The organism is Nitrobacter sp. TKz-YC02 (genome assembly GCF_049852135.1).
GTDB lineage: Bacteria > Pseudomonadota > Alphaproteobacteria > Rhizobiales > Xanthobacteraceae > Nitrobacter > Nitrobacter vulgaris.
This window is the reverse complement of record NZ_CP180728.1, coordinates 1,214,427-1,235,683: the sequence shown is the minus strand read 5'-3', so window position 1 is coordinate 1,235,683 and position 21,257 is coordinate 1,214,427. Positions and strand designations below refer to the sequence as shown.

16 protein-coding genes are annotated in these 21,257 nt (G+C 62.9%); 1 reads left to right on the top strand and 15 read right to left on the bottom strand.

What is annotated here, in order from left to right:
* Window positions 1–53 precede the first annotated feature (53 nt).
* The 15 genes from ftsZ to rsmH all read right to left on the bottom strand — a co-directional run bounded on the left by ftsZ (window position 54) and on the right by rsmH (window position 19,530).
* The gene (gene ftsZ / locus ACM561_RS05825) at window positions 54–1,847 is read right to left on the bottom strand and encodes a cell division protein FtsZ (protein WP_425908719.1); all 1,794 of its coding nucleotides are present in this window, start codon (window positions 1,845–1,847) and stop codon (window positions 54–56) included.
* A gap of 91 nt (window positions 1,848–1,938) precedes the next feature.
* Window positions 1,939–3,261: a cell division protein FtsA gene (gene ftsA, locus ACM561_RS05820; protein ID WP_079446112.1), complete on the bottom strand. Its 1,323-nt coding sequence runs from the start codon at window positions 3,259–3,261 to the stop codon at window positions 1,939–1,941.
* Complete coding sequence (locus tag ACM561_RS05815; protein WP_425908717.1) at window positions 3,258–4,262, bottom strand: cell division protein FtsQ/DivIB; 1,005 nt, start codon at window positions 4,260–4,262, stop codon at window positions 3,258–3,260. Before ACM561_RS05815 ends, ftsA begins: the two co-directional genes overlap by 4 nt.
* Before the next feature lie 363 nt (window positions 4,263–4,625).
* Entirely contained in the window at window positions 4,626–5,615 is a 990-nt protein-coding gene (locus ACM561_RS05810) for a D-alanine--D-alanine ligase family protein (RefSeq protein WP_425908715.1), read from the bottom strand.
* 103 nt (window positions 5,616–5,718) lie between these two features.
* Window positions 5,719–6,639 (bottom strand): UDP-N-acetylmuramate dehydrogenase, encoded by a 921-nt coding sequence (gene murB / locus ACM561_RS05805; protein ID WP_425908714.1) that lies wholly within the window; start codon window positions 6,637–6,639, stop codon window positions 5,719–5,721.
* Window positions 6,640–6,728: 89 nt separating this feature from the next.
* Window positions 6,729–8,132, bottom strand: a complete 1,404-nt coding sequence (gene murC, locus ACM561_RS05800; protein ID WP_425908712.1) for a UDP-N-acetylmuramate--L-alanine ligase — start codon at window positions 8,130–8,132, stop codon at window positions 6,729–6,731.
* Window positions 8,133–8,285: 153 nt separating this feature from the next.
* Entirely contained in the window at window positions 8,286–9,398 is a 1,113-nt protein-coding gene (gene murG / locus ACM561_RS05795; RefSeq protein ID WP_425908710.1) for an undecaprenyldiphospho-muramoylpentapeptide beta-N-acetylglucosaminyltransferase, read from the bottom strand.
* A gap of 69 nt (window positions 9,399–9,467) precedes the next feature.
* The gene (gene ftsW, locus ACM561_RS05790; protein WP_425908708.1) at window positions 9,468–10,619 is read right to left on the bottom strand and encodes a putative lipid II flippase FtsW; all 1,152 of its coding nucleotides are present in this window, start codon (window positions 10,617–10,619) and stop codon (window positions 9,468–9,470) included.
* Between the two features lie 112 nt (window positions 10,620–10,731).
* Entirely contained in the window at window positions 10,732–12,132 is a 1,401-nt protein-coding gene (murD, locus tag ACM561_RS05785) for a UDP-N-acetylmuramoyl-L-alanine--D-glutamate ligase (RefSeq protein ID WP_425908706.1), read from the bottom strand.
* A gap of 79 nt (window positions 12,133–12,211) precedes the next feature.
* Complete coding sequence (gene mraY / locus ACM561_RS05780; protein ID WP_425908704.1) at window positions 12,212–13,318, bottom strand: phospho-N-acetylmuramoyl-pentapeptide-transferase; 1,107 nt, start codon at window positions 13,316–13,318, stop codon at window positions 12,212–12,214.
* An 11-nt stretch (window positions 13,319–13,329) separates the two neighbouring features.
* Complete coding sequence (locus ACM561_RS05775) at window positions 13,330–14,769, bottom strand: UDP-N-acetylmuramoylalanyl-D-glutamyl-2,6-diaminopimelate--D-alanyl-D-alanine ligase (RefSeq protein WP_425908702.1); 1,440 nt, start codon at window positions 14,767–14,769, stop codon at window positions 13,330–13,332.
* Window positions 14,766–16,223, bottom strand: coding sequence for a UDP-N-acetylmuramoyl-L-alanyl-D-glutamate--2,6-diaminopimelate ligase (locus ACM561_RS05770; RefSeq protein ID WP_425908700.1), 1,458 nt, complete (start codon window positions 16,221–16,223; stop codon window positions 14,766–14,768). Before ACM561_RS05770 ends, ACM561_RS05775 begins: the two co-directional genes overlap by 4 nt.
* A 188-nt stretch (window positions 16,224–16,411) precedes the next feature.
* Complete coding sequence (locus tag ACM561_RS05765; RefSeq protein WP_425908698.1) at window positions 16,412–18,151, bottom strand: peptidoglycan D,D-transpeptidase FtsI family protein; 1,740 nt, start codon at window positions 18,149–18,151, stop codon at window positions 16,412–16,414.
* Complete coding sequence (gene ftsL, locus ACM561_RS05760; protein WP_425908696.1) at window positions 18,148–18,528, bottom strand: cell division protein FtsL; 381 nt, start codon at window positions 18,526–18,528, stop codon at window positions 18,148–18,150. Before ftsL ends, ACM561_RS05765 begins: the two co-directional genes overlap by 4 nt.
* A gap of 3 nt (window positions 18,529–18,531) precedes the next feature.
* On the bottom strand, window positions 18,532–19,530 hold the full coding sequence (gene rsmH / locus ACM561_RS05755) for a 16S rRNA (cytosine(1402)-N(4))-methyltransferase RsmH (protein WP_425908694.1): 999 nt from the start codon (window positions 19,528–19,530) through the stop codon (window positions 18,532–18,534).
* A gap of 521 nt (window positions 19,531–20,051) precedes the next feature.
* On the opposite strand from rsmH, the gene ACM561_RS05750 reads away from it, so the two are divergent.
* Window positions 20,052–20,909: an N-acetylmuramoyl-L-alanine amidase gene (locus ACM561_RS05750; RefSeq protein ID WP_425908693.1), complete on the top strand. Its 858-nt coding sequence runs from the start codon at window positions 20,052–20,054 to the stop codon at window positions 20,907–20,909.
* Window positions 20,910–21,257 lie beyond the last annotated feature (348 nt).

The following is a 21,257-nucleotide window of genomic DNA, read 5'->3' as shown; positions in this document are numbered from 1 at the left end:
GGCTCCGACCCTAAAAGGTCGGAGCCCTTTCCAATTTTCAATTGTTACAGACTTCAGTGAGCCTGGCGGCGAAGAAAGGCGGGGATATCCAGGTGATCATCGCCTTGCGGGGCCGGCGTAACGGGAACCGGACGGCCGTGAGAATCCAGTCCTTGAGGCGACGGACGGCGCGCGTACTCTGATACCGGTTCGTTACCCATCTGCTCGGCAACGCTGCGCTGCGGCCGGCGCTCCGGCAATGGCGGCATCTGAGCCATGGCTGGCCCGGCCTCGCGACCCGCGAGAGGAGGCTCGGCGTCCTGATCGCGCCGGCCGAGACCAACATTGGCCAGACGTTGCAGGAGTGACAGCCGATTCTTCTGCGGATGCTCTCCGTCGACCTCGCCCCGGGCCTGTCGAATTTCATTCTGCGCTGGCATCGGTAGTTCCTCCATCCTCGGCATCCGAGGAACGCGGACCGGGGCACGTTCGGCCGGCTGCGGGATGAAGTTTTCCGGCGGCGGCGTCTCGTGCTGCTCGCGCGGCGCGGGATCATGATCCGGGAACAGCGTCGGCTTCTGCGCAATCGGCCGAACAGTAACGTCGCCGTACGAGGCCGGCTGCACGGGAGCCGGAGCAGGCGGTGGCGGCGTTGGCTCGGCAACCGCCGCAGCAATCGCCTCCAACGCTGCACGCTCTACATTAGCGGCGGGTTGAGCGGTCGGAGCCTGCGCTGGCTGCACCGGCTGGACGGCAGGCCGGGGCTCGATGGGCTTCTGAGCGAGATTAGCGGAAGCACGCTTGTTGTCCTCACGGAGCTTTGCAGTCAATTCGGCCGCACGGGGGTCGGGCGCTGCGGAGACCGTCTTCACGGCCGGGGTGGCCGCAGCACGCGCAATCGTGCCCTGGTCGATGCCGGTCGCGACCACCGATACCCTGATGATGCCGTCGAGACTCTCATCGAAGGTGGCGCCGACGATGATGTTGGCGTCCTGATCGACCTCCTCACGAATCCGCGTGGCGGCTTCGTCGACCTCGAACAGGGTGAGATCCTTGCCGCCGGTGATCGAAATCAGGAGCCCCTTGGCGCCCTTCATCGAACTGTCGTCGATCAGCGGATTGGCGATCGCCGCTTCGGCGGCAGTGAGCGCGCGCTTCTCGCCGGAAGCCTCTCCGGTGCCCATCATCGCCTTGCCCATCTCGCGCATCACGGCGCGGACGTCGGCGAAGTCGAGATTGATCAGGCCTTCCTTCACCATCAGGTCCGTGATGCAGGCCACGCCCGAATAAAGCACCTGATCGGCCATCGCGAAGGCGTCGGCGAAGGTGGTCTTCTCATTAGCCACCCGGAACAGGTTTTGATTGGGAATGATCAGCAGCGTATCGACCACCTTGTGCAGCTCGCCGATCCCCGAGTCGGCGGTGCGCATCCGGCGCTGGCCCTCGAAGTGGAACGGCTTGGTGACGACGCCGACGGTCAGGATCCCCATTTCGCGCGCGGCCTTGGCGATAACCGGCGCAGCACCGGTGCCAGTGCCGCCGCCCATTCCGGCGGTGACGAACACCATGTTCGCCCCCGAGAGGTGATCGCGAATTTCGTCGATGACTTCCTGCGCCGCGGCAGCGCCGACATCGGGCTGCGAACCGGCGCCGAGACCCTGAGTGACCTGCGTGCCCATCTGGATAATGCGCTGCGCCTTGGACATAGTCAGCGCCTGCGCATCAGTGTTGGCAACCACGAAATCGACCCCGACCAGTCCGGCCGTGATCATGTTGTTGACCGCGTTGCCGCCAGCGCCGCCGACGCCGAATACAGTGATCCGCGGCTTCAGCTCGTGAATGTCGGGAACGTTGAGATTGATGGTCATGGTTGCCTCTCGATTACACGCGCGGTGTCGCTATGCCGGCGGTCGTCGACCGCGGGAATTGATGGAAATCTGCAAATTGGCGGAAAATTCATCAGAAGCCCTCCCGGAGCCATCGTCCGACCTTTCCGAAATAGCCGTCCGTCCCTGTCCGGACCTGCCGCGTGCGCCGCGGTTCAACATGTTCCAGATGCGCGTATTGCGGATACACCAGCAGCCCGGTCGGAACGGCGAACGAAGCGCCTTTGGCCTCATTGGGCAGGCGGCCGAAGCCGAGCGGACGGCCGATGCGGACCGGGCGACCGAGGACGCGTCGGGCGAGTTCGGGAATGCCAGTAAGCTGAGACGCACCGCCGCTCAACACAACCCGCGCACGCGGCTCGGCGGCAAATGGGGAATCCGCGAGCCGGTCCCTGACCATCTCAAAAATCTCCTCAACACGCTGACGAACGATGTTGGCGATGGTCGCACGCGACACGACCTGCGGCGCATCACTGTCACTGTCTCCGGCTGCCGGAACCGTCATCAGTTCGCGGACATCCGAGCCGCCCGTTAGCACCGTGCCATATAACGTCTTGATTCGCTCGGCATCCGCAATGCACGCACCCAATCCGCGCGCGAGATCCATCGTGACGTGATGTCCGCCGATGGCAAAACCGCTGGCATGAATAAAGCGCCCAGCCGAATAGATCGCGATAGTGGTGGTTCCCGCGCCCATCTCCACGACCGCGGCGCCGAGATCGACCTCGTCGTCGGTCAATACCGACAAGCCGGCAACATAAGGGCTGGCAGCCATGGCTTCGACGGTGAGATGGCAGCGCTCTACCGCCAGCATCAGATTTTTCGCGACGGTCGCCTCCGAGGTCACGACGTTCATATCGACGCCAAATCGGCGCGCCACCATGCCGCGGGGATCGCGGATACCCTTTACGCCGTCGAGCGAATAGCCGACCGGCAGCGCATGAAGCACGGTGCGCCCGGGGGCCGTGGCGTGATGCATTCCGGTCGAAGTAACCCGGCTGACATCGGACGGGGTAACCGCGCCACCCTGAATGTGGGAGGCCGCTTCAATCAACTGTCCTTGCAGCCGTCCGGCCGAGACCGACAGCAACACGGATTCGACCCGGACCTTTGCCATTTGCTCGGCCAGTGAAACGGCTTGGCGAACCGCCTGCTCGCATTGAGCGAGATCGGTCACCGCGCCGGCCTTCATGCCGCGCGACTGAATCTGGCTGTAGCCGATCAGCTCCACTGCGTGGGTTCGTCCGCGCAACGCATCGTTCGGTGCGCTCGGCCGCAGCCTTGCGATCATGCAGGCGATCTTGCTGGTGCCGATGTCCAGCGACGCCACCAGCGCGCTGCGATTGCGCTGCATCGGCCGGGTTTTCGGGGCCTGGTCGCGATCGAGGACCGTCATGCGCTGCCGGCCTTTTTGCTGGACTTCTTGACCTGCTCTTCGCGCGCCTTTGCGGCCTCTTCCGAAAGCCGCACGGTCAAGCGATCGGGCAGCCGCAGGTCGATTGCGGTGATGTCGCGCGACAGCAACTTGTTTTCTCTGTCATATTTTACGAGCGAAGCGAGCGCGAGACCGACGTCGTTCTCCGGAAGCCGGATGTCGAGTCCGTCCTTGAGACGCAGATTCCAGCGCCGCTCGCCGACGAAGATCGCGGCCTTGAGTTGGCTATTCACAACCGGATAGTTCGCAACCAGCGCGAGAAAATCCTTGGCGCGGGTTTCCGCCCCTTTGCCGACCACGAGCGGCAACGACGCGAAGCGCTGCGCGACGTATGGCGTGAGCACCATTCCGTCGGCGGCGATCACCGCGAGCTTGCCGTTCTCCTGCCAAAGCGCGAAGGGGAGACGCTCGGTGATGTCGATCTGAAGCGCGCCTGGATAAAGCTTCAACACGGTCGCATCCGCGATCCACGGATTGGCTTTTAGGCTGTCACGCACGCTAGCGGCATCGAGGAACAGGAGGGACGAACGGCCGTTGACACCGCCTGCGGCCAACACCTCATCCTGCGTCAATTGCGTGCGGCCATTGATGGTAACGGATGTGATCCCGAAGCCCGCGGCGTTGGCGAGTGCATTGCGCGTGTCGTCCAAAGCCGCGATCGCTTCATCGACATGGCCGCCCGCGACCACGCCGAACGCGGCGCTGCCACCGACGACGACAACGGTCATGACCGCACCAAGCCGGCGCGGAACGTGGCGTTCGATAAAGGCAATCGCGCGGTTGGGATTCCTGGCACGCGCATCCAGACGTTCCGCCCGTGCGCGCTTCAGCTTGTCGATCTGTTCACGCAGCAAGATGGCGGCACCGCTGGCGGCCAACCCGAGCAGGCCGACCTCCTTCAACAGGCCAGACTTGAACCTCGGCAATCTCAACGACCGATCGAGGTGTCCTCCACCATTCATTGCGCGAGCTCGTCACCGTTTCGCCCCGCCCCGCTTGAACCGCGGTGCTGAACGCAGAAACACGAATTTGGGAGCGCGCCCAACGTTTTAGCGATACCGGGCGGGGCGCCGACCTCCGGCAGGTCCGCTATTCCCTCGATGCGATCGGAAGCGGAAAATTCCGCGACAGCTCGCGCCCCGGCAGCCAAACGCCACATGCGCCGCCAGTGTTAACCTTGGGACGTCCTGGTAAACAAAAGGTAAATGCGGTGCGGACAGGCCGCATTTTGACGCGATAAAAGAATGCCTTGCGGCTTTTCGGGATCAGCCCGTCGGATTGCCGTGCACCCTTCGCGGTTCCCTCAGCGCGCTGCGCCAGGCTCCTCAAATCGGACGTACTGTCTTTTCGGCAAGCACGATTTGATCCCGGAGGAAATCCGCAAACCCGATCCCGTGTGCATGAAGCGCCTTCGGGTAAAGCGACGCCGCGGTCATGCCCGGCAGGGTATTGGTCTCAAGATAGACCGGCCCCTTGCCTGTCACGATGAAGTCGCTGCGAGAATAGCCGCGGCAGGACAACGCGAGATGCGCCCGCAGCGAGTGATCCATGATCTGCGTGGCTATCTCCGGCGAAAAACGCCCCGGACAGATCTCTTGTGTCGTCTTCGCCAGATATTTCGCGGCATAGTCGAACGCGCCCTCGGCTGGCACGATCTCAACCGGTGGAAGCGCGACGACCGAACCGTCGGAATGCTCCAGCACGCCGCAAGTCGCCTCGATGCCGGACACGAACGGTTCAATCACATAGTCTTCTGTCTTCGCTGCGTCGCGAACGGTGACGAGGTCCTGCGACGCATTGATGAAGATCAGGCCATAGCTCGAGCCGTCGCATGCAGGTTTAGCAACCAGCCGGCCGTGTTCGGCGAACGCGCGATCGATGTTCTCAAGCAAGACGTGCGCCGGCGTAGTGACACCGGCCAGGGCCACGAACCGCTTGGCCGCAACCTTGTCGAACGCAAGATGAGAGGCGGCCGAGCCCGACCCCGTAAAAGGAATGTGACGGAGTTCGCACATCGCCTGCAGTTCGCCATTTTCGGCGCGACCTCCGTGAAGGCCGAGCACCAGAAGGCGGCCCTCGGCCTTCGCCCTGTCCAGCGCCCGTTCAAGCGGCGTGCCGGCGCCGACAGGGATGAACTCGTCCTCGAACGGCCGAGCATGATTTCTCAGCGCGTCGGGTCGCACGTCGATGACTTCGTCGCGATGGTTCCAGAACCAAAGGTCGGCCTCCGGCAAAGCGTGATGCAGCGCCTGCGCGCTCGCGACCGAAACGAGACGCTCTTTGTTGCTGCCGCCGAACAAAATGGTGATGCGCATCGACCTTCTCGAGAGCCTGATCAACTGCGTTGAATCAACTGCTCGCCTTATCTTTATGATCGAACATGATCTTATCCGAAAGCCAGGCTTCCTTTGTCGGGGGTCATACTCCAACCCCGATCCGCTTGATTTCCCACTGCAGTTCGATACCGGAGTGCTGTTTTACCCGTTCGCGGACAGATTCGCCCAAGGTTTCGATGTCACGCGCCGTGGCCTCTCCAGTGTTGATGAGAAAATTGCAGTGCATTTCCGATACCTGCGCGCCGCCGACGCGATGGCCGCGCATCCCGGCGGCATCGATCAATTTCCAGGCACTCTGGCCCGGCGGATTCTTGAACGTCGAACCACCGGTCTTTTCGCGGATCGGCTGCACCGTCTCGCGGTGAGTCTGCACGTCGTTCATACGCGCGCGGATTGTTTCCGGCTCGGCGATACGGCCACGAAATATCGCGCCGGTGAAGATGACGAAGGGATCGACTCTGCTGCTGCGATATTCGAACGCCATGCCGGAATTATCGAAGACCATCTTTTCGCCACGGCGGCTGACTGCGCGGGCTTCGAAGAGAACATCTTTGGTCTCGCTGCCGTTGGCGCCCGCGTTCATGCGGAGCGCGCCGCCGATGGTGCCGGGAATGCCGAAATAGAATTCAAGCCCGCTAATGTTCGCCGCAGCCGCAGCTTCCGCAACACGCTTGTCGAGCGCGGCCGCGCCGGCGCGCACGATGTCGCCATCGGTCGTAACGTCGCCGAATCCGCGCGGAGACAGGCGGATCACCACGCCCGGTAAGCCGCGGTCGCGCACCACAATATTGGAGCCGACGCCGATGCAATAGACCGGGATCTCTTGCGGCAGATGGAGCAGGAAATAGGCGAGATCGTTTTCGTCCGCAGGCGCAAACAGCACCTGCGCCGGGCCACCGACGCGAAACCATGTCAGCGGCGCCAGCGACTCATTCGCCAGCAGCCGCCCGCGCAACTCCGGCATTTGCGATTTCAATTTTGGAACGATGTCGGGGAAGGTCATTAAAACCACCGCCCGACGCTATGACTCAAAAGACGTGGATGGCCGGGACAAGCCCGGCCAAAACGGACGCAAACTCGGTGCGAGCGTGCTCATCTCAGGGCCTTGAGTTCACCGGGCAGCGCATAAGCCCATTGCGTGATGTTGCCGGCGCCGAGGCACACGACATAGTCATCCTGCTTCGCAAGGCCTGCAATAACACCCGCGAGCGCCGCGGACTCCTGCAGCGGTACCACCTCACGGTGGCCGTGGGCGCGCAGACCGAGTACGAAGTGATCGCGGTCGATGCCCGCGATCGGCACCTCGCCCGCCGGATAGACGTCCGCGACGACAACCGTGTCGGCGTCGTTAAAGCAGGTGCAGAATTCCTCAAACAGCGCTTGCAATCGCGTATAACGATGCGGCTGCACCACGGCGATGACCCTGCCACCGGTGGACTCGCGCGCCGCCTTCAGCACCGCTGCGATCTCGACTGGATGATGACCGTAGTCGTCGATGATGGTGACGCCGTTCCACTCGCCGGTCTTGGTAAAGCGCCGCTTGACGCCGCCGAACCCTGCGATGGCGCTGCGGATTGTCGCGTCGGGAATGCCGAGTTCGTGCGCCACCGCGATTGCCGCTGTGGCGTTGAGCGCGTTGTGACGACCCGGCATCGGCAGCACCAGATCGGAAATCTCGTGGGCGGCATCGGTCTTGCGATTGCGGAACACAACTTTGAAATGCGAGCCGCCGCCGTTCGGTGCGAGATCGATCAACCGCGCGTCGGCTTGCGGATTTTCGCCGTAAGTAATGATGCGGCGGTCCTCGATCTTCCCGACCATGCTCTGCACGACCGGATGATCGATACACATCACCGCAAAGCCGTAGAACGGCACGTTCTCCACGAACGAGCGGAATGCATCCTGGACTGCATCGAAGGTCTTGAAGTGATCAAGATGCTCGGGATCGACGTTGGTGACGATAGCAACGTCGGTCGGCAGCTTCAAAAAGGTACCGTCGCTCTCGTCGGCCTCCACCACCATCCACTCGCCGGCCCCCAGCCGCGCGTTGGTGCCGTAGGCGTTGATGATGCCGCCGTTGATGACTGTGGGATCGAAATCGCCGGCGTCGAGCAGCGCTGCAACCATCGATGTCGTCGTCGTCTTGCCGTGAGTGCCGGCGATGGCGACGCAGCTTTTCAGCCGCATGAGTTCCGCAAGCATCTCGGCGCGGCGCACGACCGGAATGCGCTGCGCGCGCGCCGCCATCAGCTCGGGATTGTCGCGCTTGATCGCGGTCGAAACGACCAGCACGTCGGCGCCGTTTACGTTCTCGGCCTTATGGCCGACCGTGACCTTGACGCCCTTCTCACGGAGACGCACCACATTAGCGCCTTCGGAAGCGTCCGAGCCCTGCACCGTGTAGCCGAGGTTGCACAGTACCTCGGCGATGCCACTCATGCCGATGCCGCCGATGCCGATGAAGTGGATAGGGCCGATTTCGCGCGGCAATCTCATGGGTCGTCTTCTCGCAAAAGTCCTGATGCCCACTTACCCGGCACTCGCCGGCACATGGCTTTGTCACGGGTATCCACGTCTTGCTTTCGAACCGATTCATGCAAAACGCGGATGGCCGGAACAAGTCCGGGCATGATGGCAAATGTCAAGCCGTCACGCCGGCGAATCAAGTCGCGCCACCTTCATCACCAGATCCGCCAGCCGTTCGGCTGCGTCGAGGCGGCCTACCTTGCGCGCCGCCGCCGCCATGGCCGCGAGCCGCGACGGTTCCTCCGCGAGCGCGGACAATTCCGCCGCGAGCCGGTCTGGAGTGAAGTCGGACTGCACGATGCGAATCGCGCCCCCGGCATCAGCGAGCACACCGGCATTGGCGAACTGGTCCTGATCGATCGCGCCGGGCAGCGGTACAAGAATAGAGGGGCGCCCAATCGCACCGAGTTCAGCCACCGTACCCGCCCCCGAGCGGGATACGACGATGTGACTCGACGCCAGCCGCGCCGGAAGGTCGGCAAAGAACGGCGCAAGCTCCGCTTCGATCTTCAGCCGGTCATAGACCAGGCGCACCCGCGCCACATCTTCGTCGCGCACCTGCTGGGTCAATATCAATCGCTGCCGCAGCGCCGGTTCGAGTCTTTCAATTGTGTCCGGCACAATGTCGCTCATGACGCGAGCACCCTGGCTACCGCCAACCACAAGAACGCGCAAAGGATCGTTCGAGCCTGGTGCTGCGAACGGCACCATGGCGGCAGCGAGAATCGAAGGCCGCATCGGCGTTCCGGTCGTCGTGGTCTTACCGATCAGCGACGGCTCCTTGTCGAGCACGCCCGGCAACGAGGTGGCGATGGCGCTGACGCGCTTGGACAGAAAACTGTTGGCGCGGCCCATGACCGCGTTGGAATCATGGATCAACGTCGGAATGCCCTTGAGTTGCGCCGCGATCAGCGGGGGCAAGGTCGGATAGCCACCAAATCCGACTACGGCGGCGGGCTTTAGAACGCGCATCAGATTGAGAGCGACGGCTGTGCCGACCGCGAGCGTCAGGCCGGTGCGCGCCAGCGCCCACGGCGAGCGGCCGCGCACCGTCTCGCTCGGGACCACGTCGGTCATGTCTTTCGAGAACAGCCCACTATAACGCAGCGCACGCGCATCCGTCACCAGCCGCACGCGCAAGCCGCGCTTCATCAGCTCGACGCCCAGCGCCTCGGCGGGAAACAGGTGTCCCCCAGTTCCGCCAGCGGCGAGCAGGATGAGAGGCGTGGTGGTCATAAGATTTGCGTTCCGAACGTCATTGCGAGCGTAGCGAAGCAATGACGAAGTTGCTTCAGCAGGACCAGATCACGCATAGCTCGCGGCGGCAGTGGCGTCGCTGATTGATTCCATTTCCGTGCGCGGCCGTTCGCGCGTCAGCGCCAGCATCAAGCCGACGCCGTAGGCGAGCGAGACCATCGACGAGCCGCCATAGGAAATGAACGGCAGCGTCATGCCTTTGGCGGGAATCAGATGCAGGTTGACCGCCATATTGATGGCGGCCTGCACGCCGAACATGATCGCGAGCCCGGACGCGGCAAAACGCGAGAACAGATCCTCCGATGCATAAGCGCGCGACAGCGTGCGCATGACGATGAAGGTGAACAGCGCCAGCAGCCCGAGGCACATGATGATGCCGAATTCCTCGGCGCCGACCGCGAACACGAAATCGGTGTGACTATCCGGAAGACTCCGCTTGGCGATGCCCTCGCCGGGGCCGAGCCCGAACCATCCACCGTTGGCGAAAGCGTCCATCGCGGTGTCGACCTGGAAGGTGTCGCCGGAGGCCGGATCCATAAAACGCCGGATACGGAGCGCGACGTGCGGCACCATCATGTAGGCGGCGAACAAGCCGGCAATCGCCGCGCCTGCGAGACCGAATACCCAGACGATGCGCATGCCTGCAATGAAGAACAGCGCTCCCCATACCATCAGAATCAGCATGGTCTGGCCGAAGTCCGGCTCCATCACCAGCAGTGTGACGAGGCCCAGCAGCAGCGTCAGCGCCATCGAGGTCGCCGGCATCTCAGGCTTGCGCGCGGATTCCGAAAACAGCCAGGCCGCCAGTACGACGAAAGCGGGCTTCGCGGATTCCGAAGCCTGGATGTTGACGCCGAGGATCGTGATCCAGCGTTTCGCGCCCTTGACCTCCGGACCGAACCCGAGCGTGGCGACGATCAACACGACGCTGAGCGCGAACACGATCAGCGCCGAGCGGCGGATCTGACGCGGCGACAGAAACGACACGCCGACCATCACGACGATCGACGGCAGCAGAAACAGCACGTGACGATGAAAGAAGTGAAATGGATCAAGCCCGATCCGGGTCGCCACCGACGGGCTCGCCGCCAGCGACAGCACCACGCCGGTGAGCATCAGAAGCACCATGCCCGCCAGCAGCAACCGATCCACGGTCCACCACCATTCCGAGAGCGGTGTGCGTTGTTCGCGTGAAATCATGGCGGGTCCTGCGGGCGGAGATAATCCATTGGTCCCTCATCGTGGTTACCGGAGAGTTAAGGCTGTTGCGATATCTTCGTCATCGCTCGCCAAAGGCCTGTGACGGCACGAGCTACACGACGGGTGTGACGCCCGGTAACGCCCGAACCAGCTCGCGGAAACGGTCGCCGCGAATCTCGAAATTGCGGAACTGATCGAACGAGGCGCAGGCCGGCGACAACAGCACCACGGCGTCCGCAAGGCCGGAGGCTTCCGCATCGCGCGCGGCGGCAGGCACTGCGGCCTCCAGCGTGGCGCTGATCTCGTAAGCCGCCTTGCCTTCCAGCGTCGCCGCAAACTCCTGCGCCGCCTCTCCGATCAGATAAGCTTTCCGGATGCGCGGGAAGAACGCGTCGAGCGAGGCGATGCCGCCGCTCTTCGGTTTGCCCCCGGCGATCCAGAAGATATTGGTGAAGGACGACAACGCTTTCTCGGTGGCGTCGGCATTGGTGCCCTTAGAGTCGTTGACGAACAGTACGTGAGCCTTGCGCCCCACCTGCTCCATGCGATGCGCGAGACCGGGGAAACTGCGTAAATCCTGCTGCAGAATCTCCCGGCTAACCCCGAGCGCCAGCGCCGCCGCCGAAGCGCAGGCTGCATTCTGCGCGTTGTGCCTCCCGCGCAGTGACCCGATTCCACCAATGTCAGCGATTTCGCTGCGCGCACCACCAGACGCAAGAACGATCCTATCCTGTTCGACGCTGATGCCGTAAGCTAGCGGCCGCTTCACCGACACGCGCACGACGTTGCGGCCGGCCTGCTCCTGACGGTCGGCGACTGCTCCACACCAGCGATCGTCAACACCGACGACGGCCGTGCCCTGCGTCTGCACACCGGCGATGAGTCGCTCCTTCACCTCCGCATAATGTTCGATGCTGCCGTGACGATCGAGATGATCGGGACTGACATTGAGCAGAATGCCGACGGTCGGATCGAGCGAGGGGGCGAGGTCGATCTGGTACGACGACATCTCGATCACATGAACGCGTCCTCTGCGCGGAGGCTCCAACGACAGGATCGCGGTGCCGATGTTGCCGCCCATCTGCACATCGTGCCCGGCCTCGCGCATCAGATGTGCGACCAGCGCTGTGGTGGTGGATTTGCCGTTGGTGCCGGTGATGGCGACGAAGGGCGCGTCGGGGGTATGGCGTTTCCGCTCGCGGCAGAACAGTTCGATGTCGCCGATCACCTCGACACCCGCCTGTCGCGCCGCAAGCACGCTCCAGTGCGGCGCCGGGTGGGTCAGCGGCACGCCGGGCGCAAGCACCAGCGCGGCGAAATTCGTCCACAATACGTTTCGCAGATCCGCGGTGATGAAACCAGCCTGCGCCGCTTTCGCAAGATTGTCGACGTTGTCGTCGCTCGCAATCACTTCAGCGCCGCCGGCCTTCAGCGCGTGGCAGCTTGCAAGACCCGAGCCGCCGAGGCCAAACACCGCGACCGTCTTGCCGGCAAAGGAGGTGGCGGGGATCATGGCAAGGCACTCCACGCACCGCACACCTGTTCCCTTCCCCCATGTGGGGTCGAGACGAGCGAAGCGCGCATATCCATCATCACCGCAGCTTCAGCGTCGAAAGGCCGGCAAGCGCCAACATCACCGAGATGATCCAGAACCGGATCACGATCTGCGGCTCAGTCCAGCCGAGCTGCTCGAAGTGGTGGTGGATCGGCGCCATTTTGAAAATGCGCTTGCCGGTGAGCTTGAACGACGCCACCTGCACGATCACCGACACCGCCTCCAGCACGAACAGCCCGCCGATCACGGCCAGCACGATCTCATGCTTCACCGCCACAGCGATCGAGCCGAGCATGCCGCCGAGCGCCAGCGAACCAGTATCCCCCATGAAGATCGAAGCCGGCGGGGCGTTGAACCAAAGGAAGCCGAGGCCGGCCCCGAGCACCGCGCCGCACAGCACTGCCAGTTCGCCCGCCCCCGCGATGTAGTTGATCTGAAGATAGTCGGCGAAGACCGCGTTGCCGGCGAGATAGGCGATCATGGCGAAGCTCGCCGCCGCGATCATGACCGGCACGATGGCGAGACCGTCGAGGCCGTCGGTGAGATTCACCGCATTGCCGGCTCCGACGATGATGAAAGCACCAAAGGCGAGAAAGAACCAGCCGAGGTCCAGCGCCACGTCCTTGAAGAACGGGATCACCAGCGCCGTCGAGAACGGCTCGCGGCCGAGCCGCGTCAGCGCATAGCACGCGGCCAGCGCGATCAACAGTTCGAGCAGCAGGCGGGTGCGCCCGGAGAATCCGGCGTGGGTCTGCTTCGTCACCTTCAGGTAGTCGTCATAGAAGCCGATGAAGCCGAAACCGAGCGTCACCGCGAGCACGATCCAGACATACGGATTGAGGGGATTGGCCCACAGCACGGTCGACACGACAAGTCCCGACAGGATCATCAGGCCGCCCATGGTCGGCGTGCCCTTCTTGCTGACGAGGTGCGACTGCGGCCCGTCGGTCCGGATCGGCTGTCCCTTGCCCTGACGCAGGCGAAGATTGTCGATGATCCAGGGGCCGAACAGAAACACGAACAACGCGCCCGTCACCATCGCGCCGCCGGTGCGGAAGGTGATGTAGCGGAAGACGTTCAGCAGCGGCTTGAAAATGCCGAGCCCCGGAACCGTGTTAGAAAGATCGATCAGCCAGTAAAACATTTCATGAAACCCTAAACCGCGACTCCGTCGTGCGCGGCGTTGTCGGGAAATCGCTTTTCAAGCGCCGTTATAATCAATTTCATTCGCGATCCGAGCGAGCCCTTGACCATGATGACGTCGCCGGCGCGGATCGCCGCCACCACCTGCGATTCGAGCGCGGCCGAGTCCTCTGCATAACCGCCCCGCTTGCCGGAGGAAAGCGCGTCCCACAGGTTGCGCATCAGAGGGCCGCAGCAAAAAATCATGTCGACCGCATTGGCATTGATCGCCTCGGTCAGGCCACGATGCAGGTCCGCACTTTTGGGGCCGAGCTCCAGCATATCGCCCAGCACGGCGATGCGGCGACCCTGCGTCCCGACCCTGGCCCCGCCAAGCACGCCCAGCGCCGCAGCCATCGAAGCAGGATTGGCGTTATAGCTTTCGTCAATCAGGGTCGCCTCGCCTCCCGGCACGGTCAGCGCACGGCGCACGCCGCGTCCAGCGGCCGGCAGCGCCTGCGACAGCGCAAGCCCCGCAAGCGCAAGATCGGCGCCCGCCAGTGACGCCGCCGCCAGCACCGCCAGCGAATTCATCGCCATGTGACGGCCGGGCATGCCGAGCTTATAGGTCAACTCATGGCCGAGAATTTTGGCGTGCACAGCAGAGCACGCCGGATGCAACGCCACGTCGAGCAAGCGCGCATCGGCCTTCTCGTCCGAGCCGAACGAGATGATGTTCGCGATGTCGAGTTTCTTTGCACGTTCTTGCAGCCGCGCGAACTGAGCGTTGTCCCGATTGAGCACGACGGCGCCGCGCGGCTCGACGCCTTCGAAAATTTCCGCCTTGGCGTCGGCAATCGCCTCTATGCCGGAGAAGAACTCAAGATGCACCGGTTCGACCGTGGTGATGACCGCAACATGCGGCCGCACCATCCTCACCAGCGGCTCGATTTCGCCAGCGTGATTCATTCCGATCTCGAAGATGGCGAAACGCACATCCGCCGGGCAGCGCGCCAACGTCAGCGGTACGCCCCAGTGATTGTTGAACGAAGCCACCGAGGCATGTGTCTCGCCCTGCGCGCCAAGGACGCTCCGCAACGCCTCCTTGGTCGAAGTCTTCCCCACCGAGCCCGTCACCGCGATCACCTGCGCGGAAAGTCGCGCGCGCGATGCCCGCGCCAGATCGCACAAAGCGGCAAGCACATCCTCGACGATCAGCAGGGGCGCACCGGGGGCGAACGTATCGCGTTGCGCGGCCTCAACCACCGCCAGCGCCGCACCCGCCTTCAAGGCGGCATCGACAAAAGCGTGACCGTCGTGCACGTCGCCCTTGATCGCGAAATAAGCCTCGCCCGGCGCGATAGTGCGGCTGTCGATAGAGATTCCGGTAATCACCGCCGGCAAAGCCCCGCGCCTTTCGGCCCGCATCGCCGTAACCATCGCGTCCAAAGTCCACAACGGGCGCGCGCTCATATCTGCCTCGATGTCAGTGCCGCGATAGCTGCCTCGTGGTCGCTGAACGGCAGCACGCGATCACCCACGATCTGTCCGGTCTCGTGCCCCTTGCCGGCAATCAGCAAGGCGTCGCCCGGCTGCAGCCCCGCAATCGCAGCACTTATCGCTTCGGCTCGATCGCCGATCTCGCGGGCGCCCGTGGCGGCGGCGAGGATCGCGGCGCGGATCGCGGCGGGATTTTCGCTGCGCGGATTATCGTCGGTTACGATAACCTCATCCGCGTTATCGGCGGCGATTGCGCCCATCAGCGGACGCTTGCCTGCATCGCGATCGCCGCCCGCTCCGAACACCACCACGAGCTTGCGCTTGGCATAGGGCCGCAACGCCTGCAACGCCTTCGCCAGCGCATCCGGTTTATGGGCGTAATCAACAAAGACCGGAGCTCCATTGCGCTCACCGACCAGTTCAAGCCGTCCCCTTGCGCCTTCGAGATGCTCGAGCGCCGCGAATACTCCATCCACGTCGCCACCGCTCCCGATGACGAGACCGGCCGACACCAGCGCATTCTCGATCTGGAACTCTCCGACCAGAGGCAGACGTATGACACGCTCGCGTCCGGCGTGCTCGAGGGTCACCCGTTGCGCAAAGCCCTCGATAGTGGCCGCGACCAGACGAATGCCGATGCGCGCACCGTCGCCGCGGCGGCCCACACGCATCACCGGCACGTTGCGCGCGCTCGCCGCTTCGATCACGATAACCGAACAGTCATGATCCGCGGAAATCACCGCAACCCCGTCCGGCTCGACCAGCTCGCGGAACAGCCGCAGCTTTGTATCGAGATAGTGCGCGACTGTCGGATGATAATCCATGTGATCGCGCGACAGGTTAGTGAAGCCTGCGGCACGCACCCGCACGCCATCGAGTCGATATTGATCAAGACCATGCGAGGACGCTTCCAGCGCAAGATGCGTCACGCCTTCGCTCACGAGCTGATCCAACTCCCGATGCAACTCGATCGGATCGGGCGTCGTCACAGAGCCGTAGACCGTGCGCGACGGTGCGACCACGCCGATGGTGCCGATGCTCGCCGACGAATAGCCGAGCCGCTGCCAGATCTGCCGCGTGAATGCCGCGACCGAGGTTTTGCCGCTGGTCCCGGTAACGGCGGCAATGGTTGTGGGCTGCTGCTTGTAAAATTTAGCGGCGGCCAGCGCCAGCGCGCGCCGCGGATTCGGCGTTGCGATGAACGGAACGCGCCCGGACGCGGGCGCGTGGTCGCCGACCACCGCAACGGCGCCCGACGCGATCGCGACATCGATGAACCGCGCGCCATCTGTCTTCGTACCGGCAAGCGCGAAGAAAAGGTCTCCGGGCTTCACCGCGCGGCTATCCACCGCGAGACCCGTGACGGCAAGCTCGCCAGTCGGCGCGTCCATGGTGGCATCGTCACCGAAAAGCTCACGAAGTTTCATGGTCTCCCAGCCCGGTGGTTCAACTCTAACATCCCATTTAAGCAAGTTTCCGGCAAACGTCAGAATCATCAAAGGACCACCGGCGAATATCAAGTTGCCGGTGTGCTTTTTAAGTCCGAAGGTTGCTGCGTGGCGCGCTAAAAATGAGGCGAACTTCCAATTCGAGACGCCGGAAAGGCCCGGTCGTTCTATTGCGTCGCACGGGATGCCGCAAGAATGAGGCGCTCGGACGGCGGCAAATCGAACCGCGGTTGCACGCCCAGGATCGGAGCGATGCGCGCGATGACCTTGCCGCCGGTCGGAACTGCGTTCCATCCCGAGGTGATAAAACCATGGGTTTCTTTGAGCGGCTGCGGCTCGTCCAACATCACGAGAAGCTGGTATTGAGGATTGTCCGCGGGCAGGATCGCGGTGAAGGCATTGAGCACGCGCTTCTTGGCGTAGCGACCGTTGATCACCTTCTCGGCGGTGCCGGTCTTGCCGCCGACATAGTAGCCCTTGACGTCGGCCTTCCTTGCGGTTCCGATCTCGGCGTTCAGTCGCAGCAAGAAGCGCATCTTGTCGCTGGTTTCCTGTTTGATGACGCGCTTGGCGACCGCCCGTGCTTCCTCTTCGGTGCGCTTCAGGAAGGTGGGCGGAATCAACCAGCCACCATTGACCAGCGCATCGATCCCCATCACCGCCTGCAACGGAGCCACCGCCATGCCGTGCCCGAAAGCGATGGTGACGGTGTTCAACTCGCCCCACTTGCGCGGCAGGATCGGCGACGCGCTTTCCGGCAACTCGGTACGCAGGCGATCCATCTGGCCCATCTTGCGCAGGAACGCCTTGTGCGCCTCGACGCCTTGCGCCAGCGCGATCCGCGCCGCGCCGATGTTGGATGAGTAGGTGAACACTTCCTTCATGTTGATGAAGCGGCCGAGCCGATGGTCATCATGAATCGCGAAGCGGCCGAAATGCAATGGCGCACGCGCGTCCCACATCGAATTCAGATCGTACTTGCCGGAATCAAGCGCCATCGCCAGCGTGAACGCCTTGAAGGTCGATCCCATTTCGTACACGCCCGTTGTCAGACGGTTGATACGATCGGGATCATGCGCCTCTTTCGGATTGTTGGGATCGAAGTCCGGCAAGGAGACCATCGCGACGATCTCACCGGTTCGCACGTTGGAGACGATACCCGAGGCGGCCTTGGCTTGATAGTGTTCCTTGGCATTCATAAGCTCGTCGCGCAACGCGTGCTCGACACGCAGGTCGATCGACAATTCCACCGGCTGCTGCAGGCGGTCGGTGGCGAAGCCGGCGCGGTGCAGGTCCGCGAGCCCGTTGCTGTCGAGCCACTTCTCCATCCCGGCAATGCCCTGGTTATCGATGTTGACGAGCCCGATCAGGTGCGCAACCTCCCGCCCGCTTGGATAGACGCGTTTGTTCTCGCGCAGAAAGCCGATCCCAGGAATTCCGAGACCATGAATGTCCTTTTGCTGGGCAGCGGTGATTTCGCGTTTCAACCAGACAAAACCCTTACGGGTGCCAAGACGCTGTCGAACCTCGGCGGTCTCCAGATCTGGCAGCGTCGCCGTCAGCAACTCGACCGCCTCGTCCCTGTCGATGATGCGTCGCGGTTCGCCAAACAAGCTCGGCGCCTTGATATCGGTGGCAAGAGCCTGGCCGTTACGATCGATGATATCGGGTCGCGCTGTGGCGATCGCGTCCTGCGAGGCGGCACGATGCCCTCCCCGGTCGTCCGAAAATGTTGCAAACATGACGAGACGCGTTGCGATTACCGCATAGATCAGCCCGAATAAGATGATGACGAAGCCGACGCGCACCCGCGCCTTGGCGGCGCGATCGACGTTCTGCCCATAGAGCAGGTTACGGATCACGCGCTGACTCCAAGACGCCGGCGGAAGCCTGTTTTGACCACTCACTGCGGGGCCTCCTGCAACGGCAGAGAACCGGTGACGACGTCGGGATCGATGATCTCGATCATGGCGCCGATCGGATCGGACGTGCCGGGCGGCACCAGGCTCGGCGGTCGCTCCGGCAGGTTTTTCAGAGAATCGAACTGTCTGGTTTCAATCGGCTTCAATTTCAGATGTCGTTCGGCCAAAATTTGCAGACGCCGTGGCGCATCGAGCTTTGCCCATTCCGCGCGCAGGACCGCGATGGCCTCGCGCTGCTCGCGCACCTGAGCCTGAAGCCGCGACACACGCTCAGTACGGGCGGTCGAATCCATCTTGATGCGATAGACATACGATGCCGCATAGATAAGCGCGCAGACGACGAGGAAATGGATGATCCGCACCTATCAGCCTCCCCGCATCACGTTTGCAAGCGATGGCCAGGCCGGACGCTCGGCGCCGTCATCGATTGCCGCCGCATCGGTGCGTTCGGCACCGCGCAGCCTGGCTGAGCGAGCGCGCGGATTGGCGTGCATTTCTTCTTCACCCGGCGTCAGCGGGCGTTTGGTTAGAATGGCAAAGCTGAGTGACGCCCGTTCGATTTCCGGCCGATGGCGCGAACCGCCGCCCGTCTTGCCGCGCCTGACCAGGAAATTCTTGACGATACGGTCCTCAAGGGAATGAAAGGACACCACAGCAAGCCGGCCACCCGGCTTTAGTACGCGTTCCGCCGCGGCTAGCGCCGCGATCAGTTCGTCGAGCTCCTCGTTGACGAAAATCCGCAGAGCCTGGAACGTCCGCGTCGCGGGATGAATCTCATGCGGCTTTGCGCGAACCACCTTCGACACGATATCGGCCAGCGCCCGTGTGGTCGCGATTGGCGCGAGCCGCCGGGCCGTGACGATGGCGCGGGCGACGGCGCGCGAGCGACGCTCCTCGCCGAAGATATAGATGATATTGGCGAGATCGGTCTCGGACGCGCGCGCCACCACGTCGGCGGCAGTTGGCCCTTGCCCACTCATGCGCATGTCGAGCGGACCGTCGAGACGAAAGGAGAAGCCCCGATTGGCCTCGTCGAGCTGCATCGAGGATACGCCGACGTCCATGACGATGCCGTCGACAACGGCTGTGCCCTGCGCCGCGCAGACCGCGGCGAGATTGGAGAAGCGGTCCTCGACCAGCGTCAGCCTGCCGCCGGACTCCTCCACCAGACCGAAGCCGCCAGCAATGGCGGTACGATCGCGATCGATTCCGATCACGCGGGTATCCGCAGCTGCTAGAATGGCGCGTGAATAGCCTCCGGCGCCGAACGTTGCATCGACATAGACGCCGCCGGCCCGCGGCTCGAGCATGGCGACAGCCTCGCGGCCGAGCACAGGCACATGACGAATCGGCTGCGCCGTCATGATCGGGCCTCTGTCCGCAAATGTCTCGTTCTCGCCGCGTGTGTGCCCATCCGACTCCGACCGTCCGGAATTCCGCCTTTTCCGGTCCTGGAGCCAGCTCACCACCGTAAAACCGCTCGGACCGGCCCCCAATCGCTTCTCCACAAGGAGATGAGCTGACAAACCCGGGCTTCCGCATGGAATTTGAAGGGTTGCCATGGGGATTTCGAACGCAAATGGGACCTCGGCCGTCCCGATGCCGGTTCGGCTCTTCACCACTTAGTAACGGCGTTTAGCGTTAAGAAAGCGTTGATAGCCTACACGGCAATCGAGCTATCCCTTCCCTGTGGTGGCCCTGGGTGGTGCAACACCCACACAGTGAACGGAAAAGCCAAAGCCGTTAACAGGAAAAAACGAAAAGGAGTCACGCATTCGATTGCATGCCGCATGGCGCCTCCGGATAATGATCCTAATGATTCGTCGACAAATCGGGCACGCGCTCCCGTTTTCCGCGATTTCTAATGCCTGTTTTGGATCGTTGCATGTTCGCGTCCGTCAGTCTTGACTTAAAACGCCGACGCCCTCTCCCGATCCCCAAGGCCATCGTTGGAATGCCGACCTTCGTCCCTGACTCATCCCTCGTCTCCGACACGGTGCCATCCTTAAACTTTGGCGACCGCGCCAAAGGGCGGCGGCCGGATATGATCGTGCTGCACTATACCGGGATGCCCGACGTTGAAGGCGCGCTGGCGCGGCTATGCACGTCTGGAACCGAGGTGTCCGCACACTACGTCGTGCTCGAGGACGGTCGCATTGTGCAATGCGTTCAGGAAGCGAAGCGGGCCTGGCACGCCGGTGTTTCCTCATGGGCGGGCGAAGAGGACATCAACTCCTGCTCGATCGGTATCGAGATCGTCAACCGCGGCCACGACTGGGGTTATCCGGCTTTCCCGCTACGACAAATCGCCGCTGTCATTGCGCTATGTCGCGGCATCATTCATCGAAGGGATATCCTGGCTCATCGCATTGTCGGCCATTCGGACGTCGCACCTGCGCGCAAGAAGGATCCTGGCGAAAAATTTCCATGGCATTCGTTGGCGGATTCAGGCGTCGGCCATTGGGTCCGGCCGGCGCCAATCGTGGACGGCGACGTACTGAAGACCGGCAGCGAGGGCGAGAGCGTCCGAGCGCTACAGCAATCGCTGGCGCGGTACGGTTATGGCATCAAGGCAAGCGGCAAATTCGATAACCCGACCATGGAAGTGGTCACAGCTTTTCAGCGCCACTTCCGGCCTGAAAAGGTTGACGGCGTCGCCGATCAATCGACGTTGACCACGCTGCGAGCGCTGCTTGAAAGCCTGCCCGTCCCAACCATCGCGACGTCCCAGGACATCAGCTAAAAGCCGGAGCCACCGGTGGCGCGCAGATTTCAAGCCGCGCGCTTGAGAGCATATTCGAACCCCACCCGACAAGGCTGTTGAGCGCTGTCATCGATTCCAGCGTTGCGGGTTCCACCTATCAACGTTTCGTGGGGCGTGCATCATAGCGATGGAAAACCCAGCGGAAGAGTCGTACCATTTCTCTCAATGGCACACGCCGGGTGACAACCGGCCGCGACGGGGATGATGGACGTAGCCTATTTTGCCGGTTTCAGGCTGCGGCACCAACGCATTGGCACGCGTTTTGTCTAACCCGTTCCCGGCGTGTGCAGCCTCCCTTTTGACCCTCCCGCTGGATCGCAGGGGCAT

Excerpts from the sequence above, each read along its gene's own strand:
- ACM561_RS05815 (WP_425908717.1), bottom strand. The coding sequence starts at position 4,262 with ATGAATGGTGGAGGACACCTCGATCGGTCGTTGAGATTGCCGAGGTTC.
- ftsA (WP_079446112.1), bottom strand. The coding sequence starts at position 3,261 with ATGACGGTCCTCGATCGCGACCAGGCCCCGAAAACCCGGCCGATGCAG.
- ACM561_RS05810 (WP_425908715.1), bottom strand. The coding sequence starts at position 5,615 with ATGCGCATCACCATTTTGTTCGGCGGCAGCAACAAAGAGCGTCTCGTT.
- murB (WP_425908714.1), bottom strand. The coding sequence starts at position 6,639 with ATGACCTTCCCCGACATCGTTCCAAAATTGAAATCGCAAATGCCGGAG.
- ACM561_RS05770 (WP_425908700.1), bottom strand. The coding sequence starts at position 16,223 with ATGAAACTTCGTGAGCTTTTCGGTGACGATGCCACCATGGACGCGCCG.
- murD (WP_425908706.1), bottom strand. The coding sequence starts at position 12,132 with ATGATCCCCGCCACCTCCTTTGCCGGCAAGACGGTCGCGGTGTTTGGC.
- ACM561_RS05750 (WP_425908693.1), top strand. The coding sequence starts at position 20,052 with ATGTTCGCGTCCGTCAGTCTTGACTTAAAACGCCGACGCCCTCTCCCG.
- ftsW (WP_425908708.1), bottom strand. The coding sequence starts at position 10,619 with ATGATTTCACGCGAACAACGCACACCGCTCTCGGAATGGTGGTGGACC.
- ACM561_RS05775 (WP_425908702.1), bottom strand. The coding sequence starts at position 14,769 with ATGAGCGCGCGCCCGTTGTGGACTTTGGACGCGATGGTTACGGCGATG.
- mraY (WP_425908704.1), bottom strand. The coding sequence starts at position 13,318 with ATGTTTTACTGGCTGATCGATCTTTCTAACACGGTTCCGGGGCTCGGC.
- rsmH (WP_425908694.1), bottom strand. The coding sequence starts at position 19,530 with ATGACGGCGCAGCCGATTCGTCATGTGCCTGTGCTCGGCCGCGAGGCT.
- murC (WP_425908712.1), bottom strand. The coding sequence starts at position 8,132 with ATGAGATTGCCGCGCGAAATCGGCCCTATCCACTTCATCGGCATCGGC.
- ftsZ (WP_425908719.1), bottom strand. The coding sequence starts at position 1,847 with ATGACCATCAATCTCAACGTTCCCGACATTCACGAGCTGAAGCCGCGG.
- murG (WP_425908710.1), bottom strand. The coding sequence starts at position 9,398 with ATGACCACCACGCCTCTCATCCTGCTCGCCGCTGGCGGAACTGGGGGA.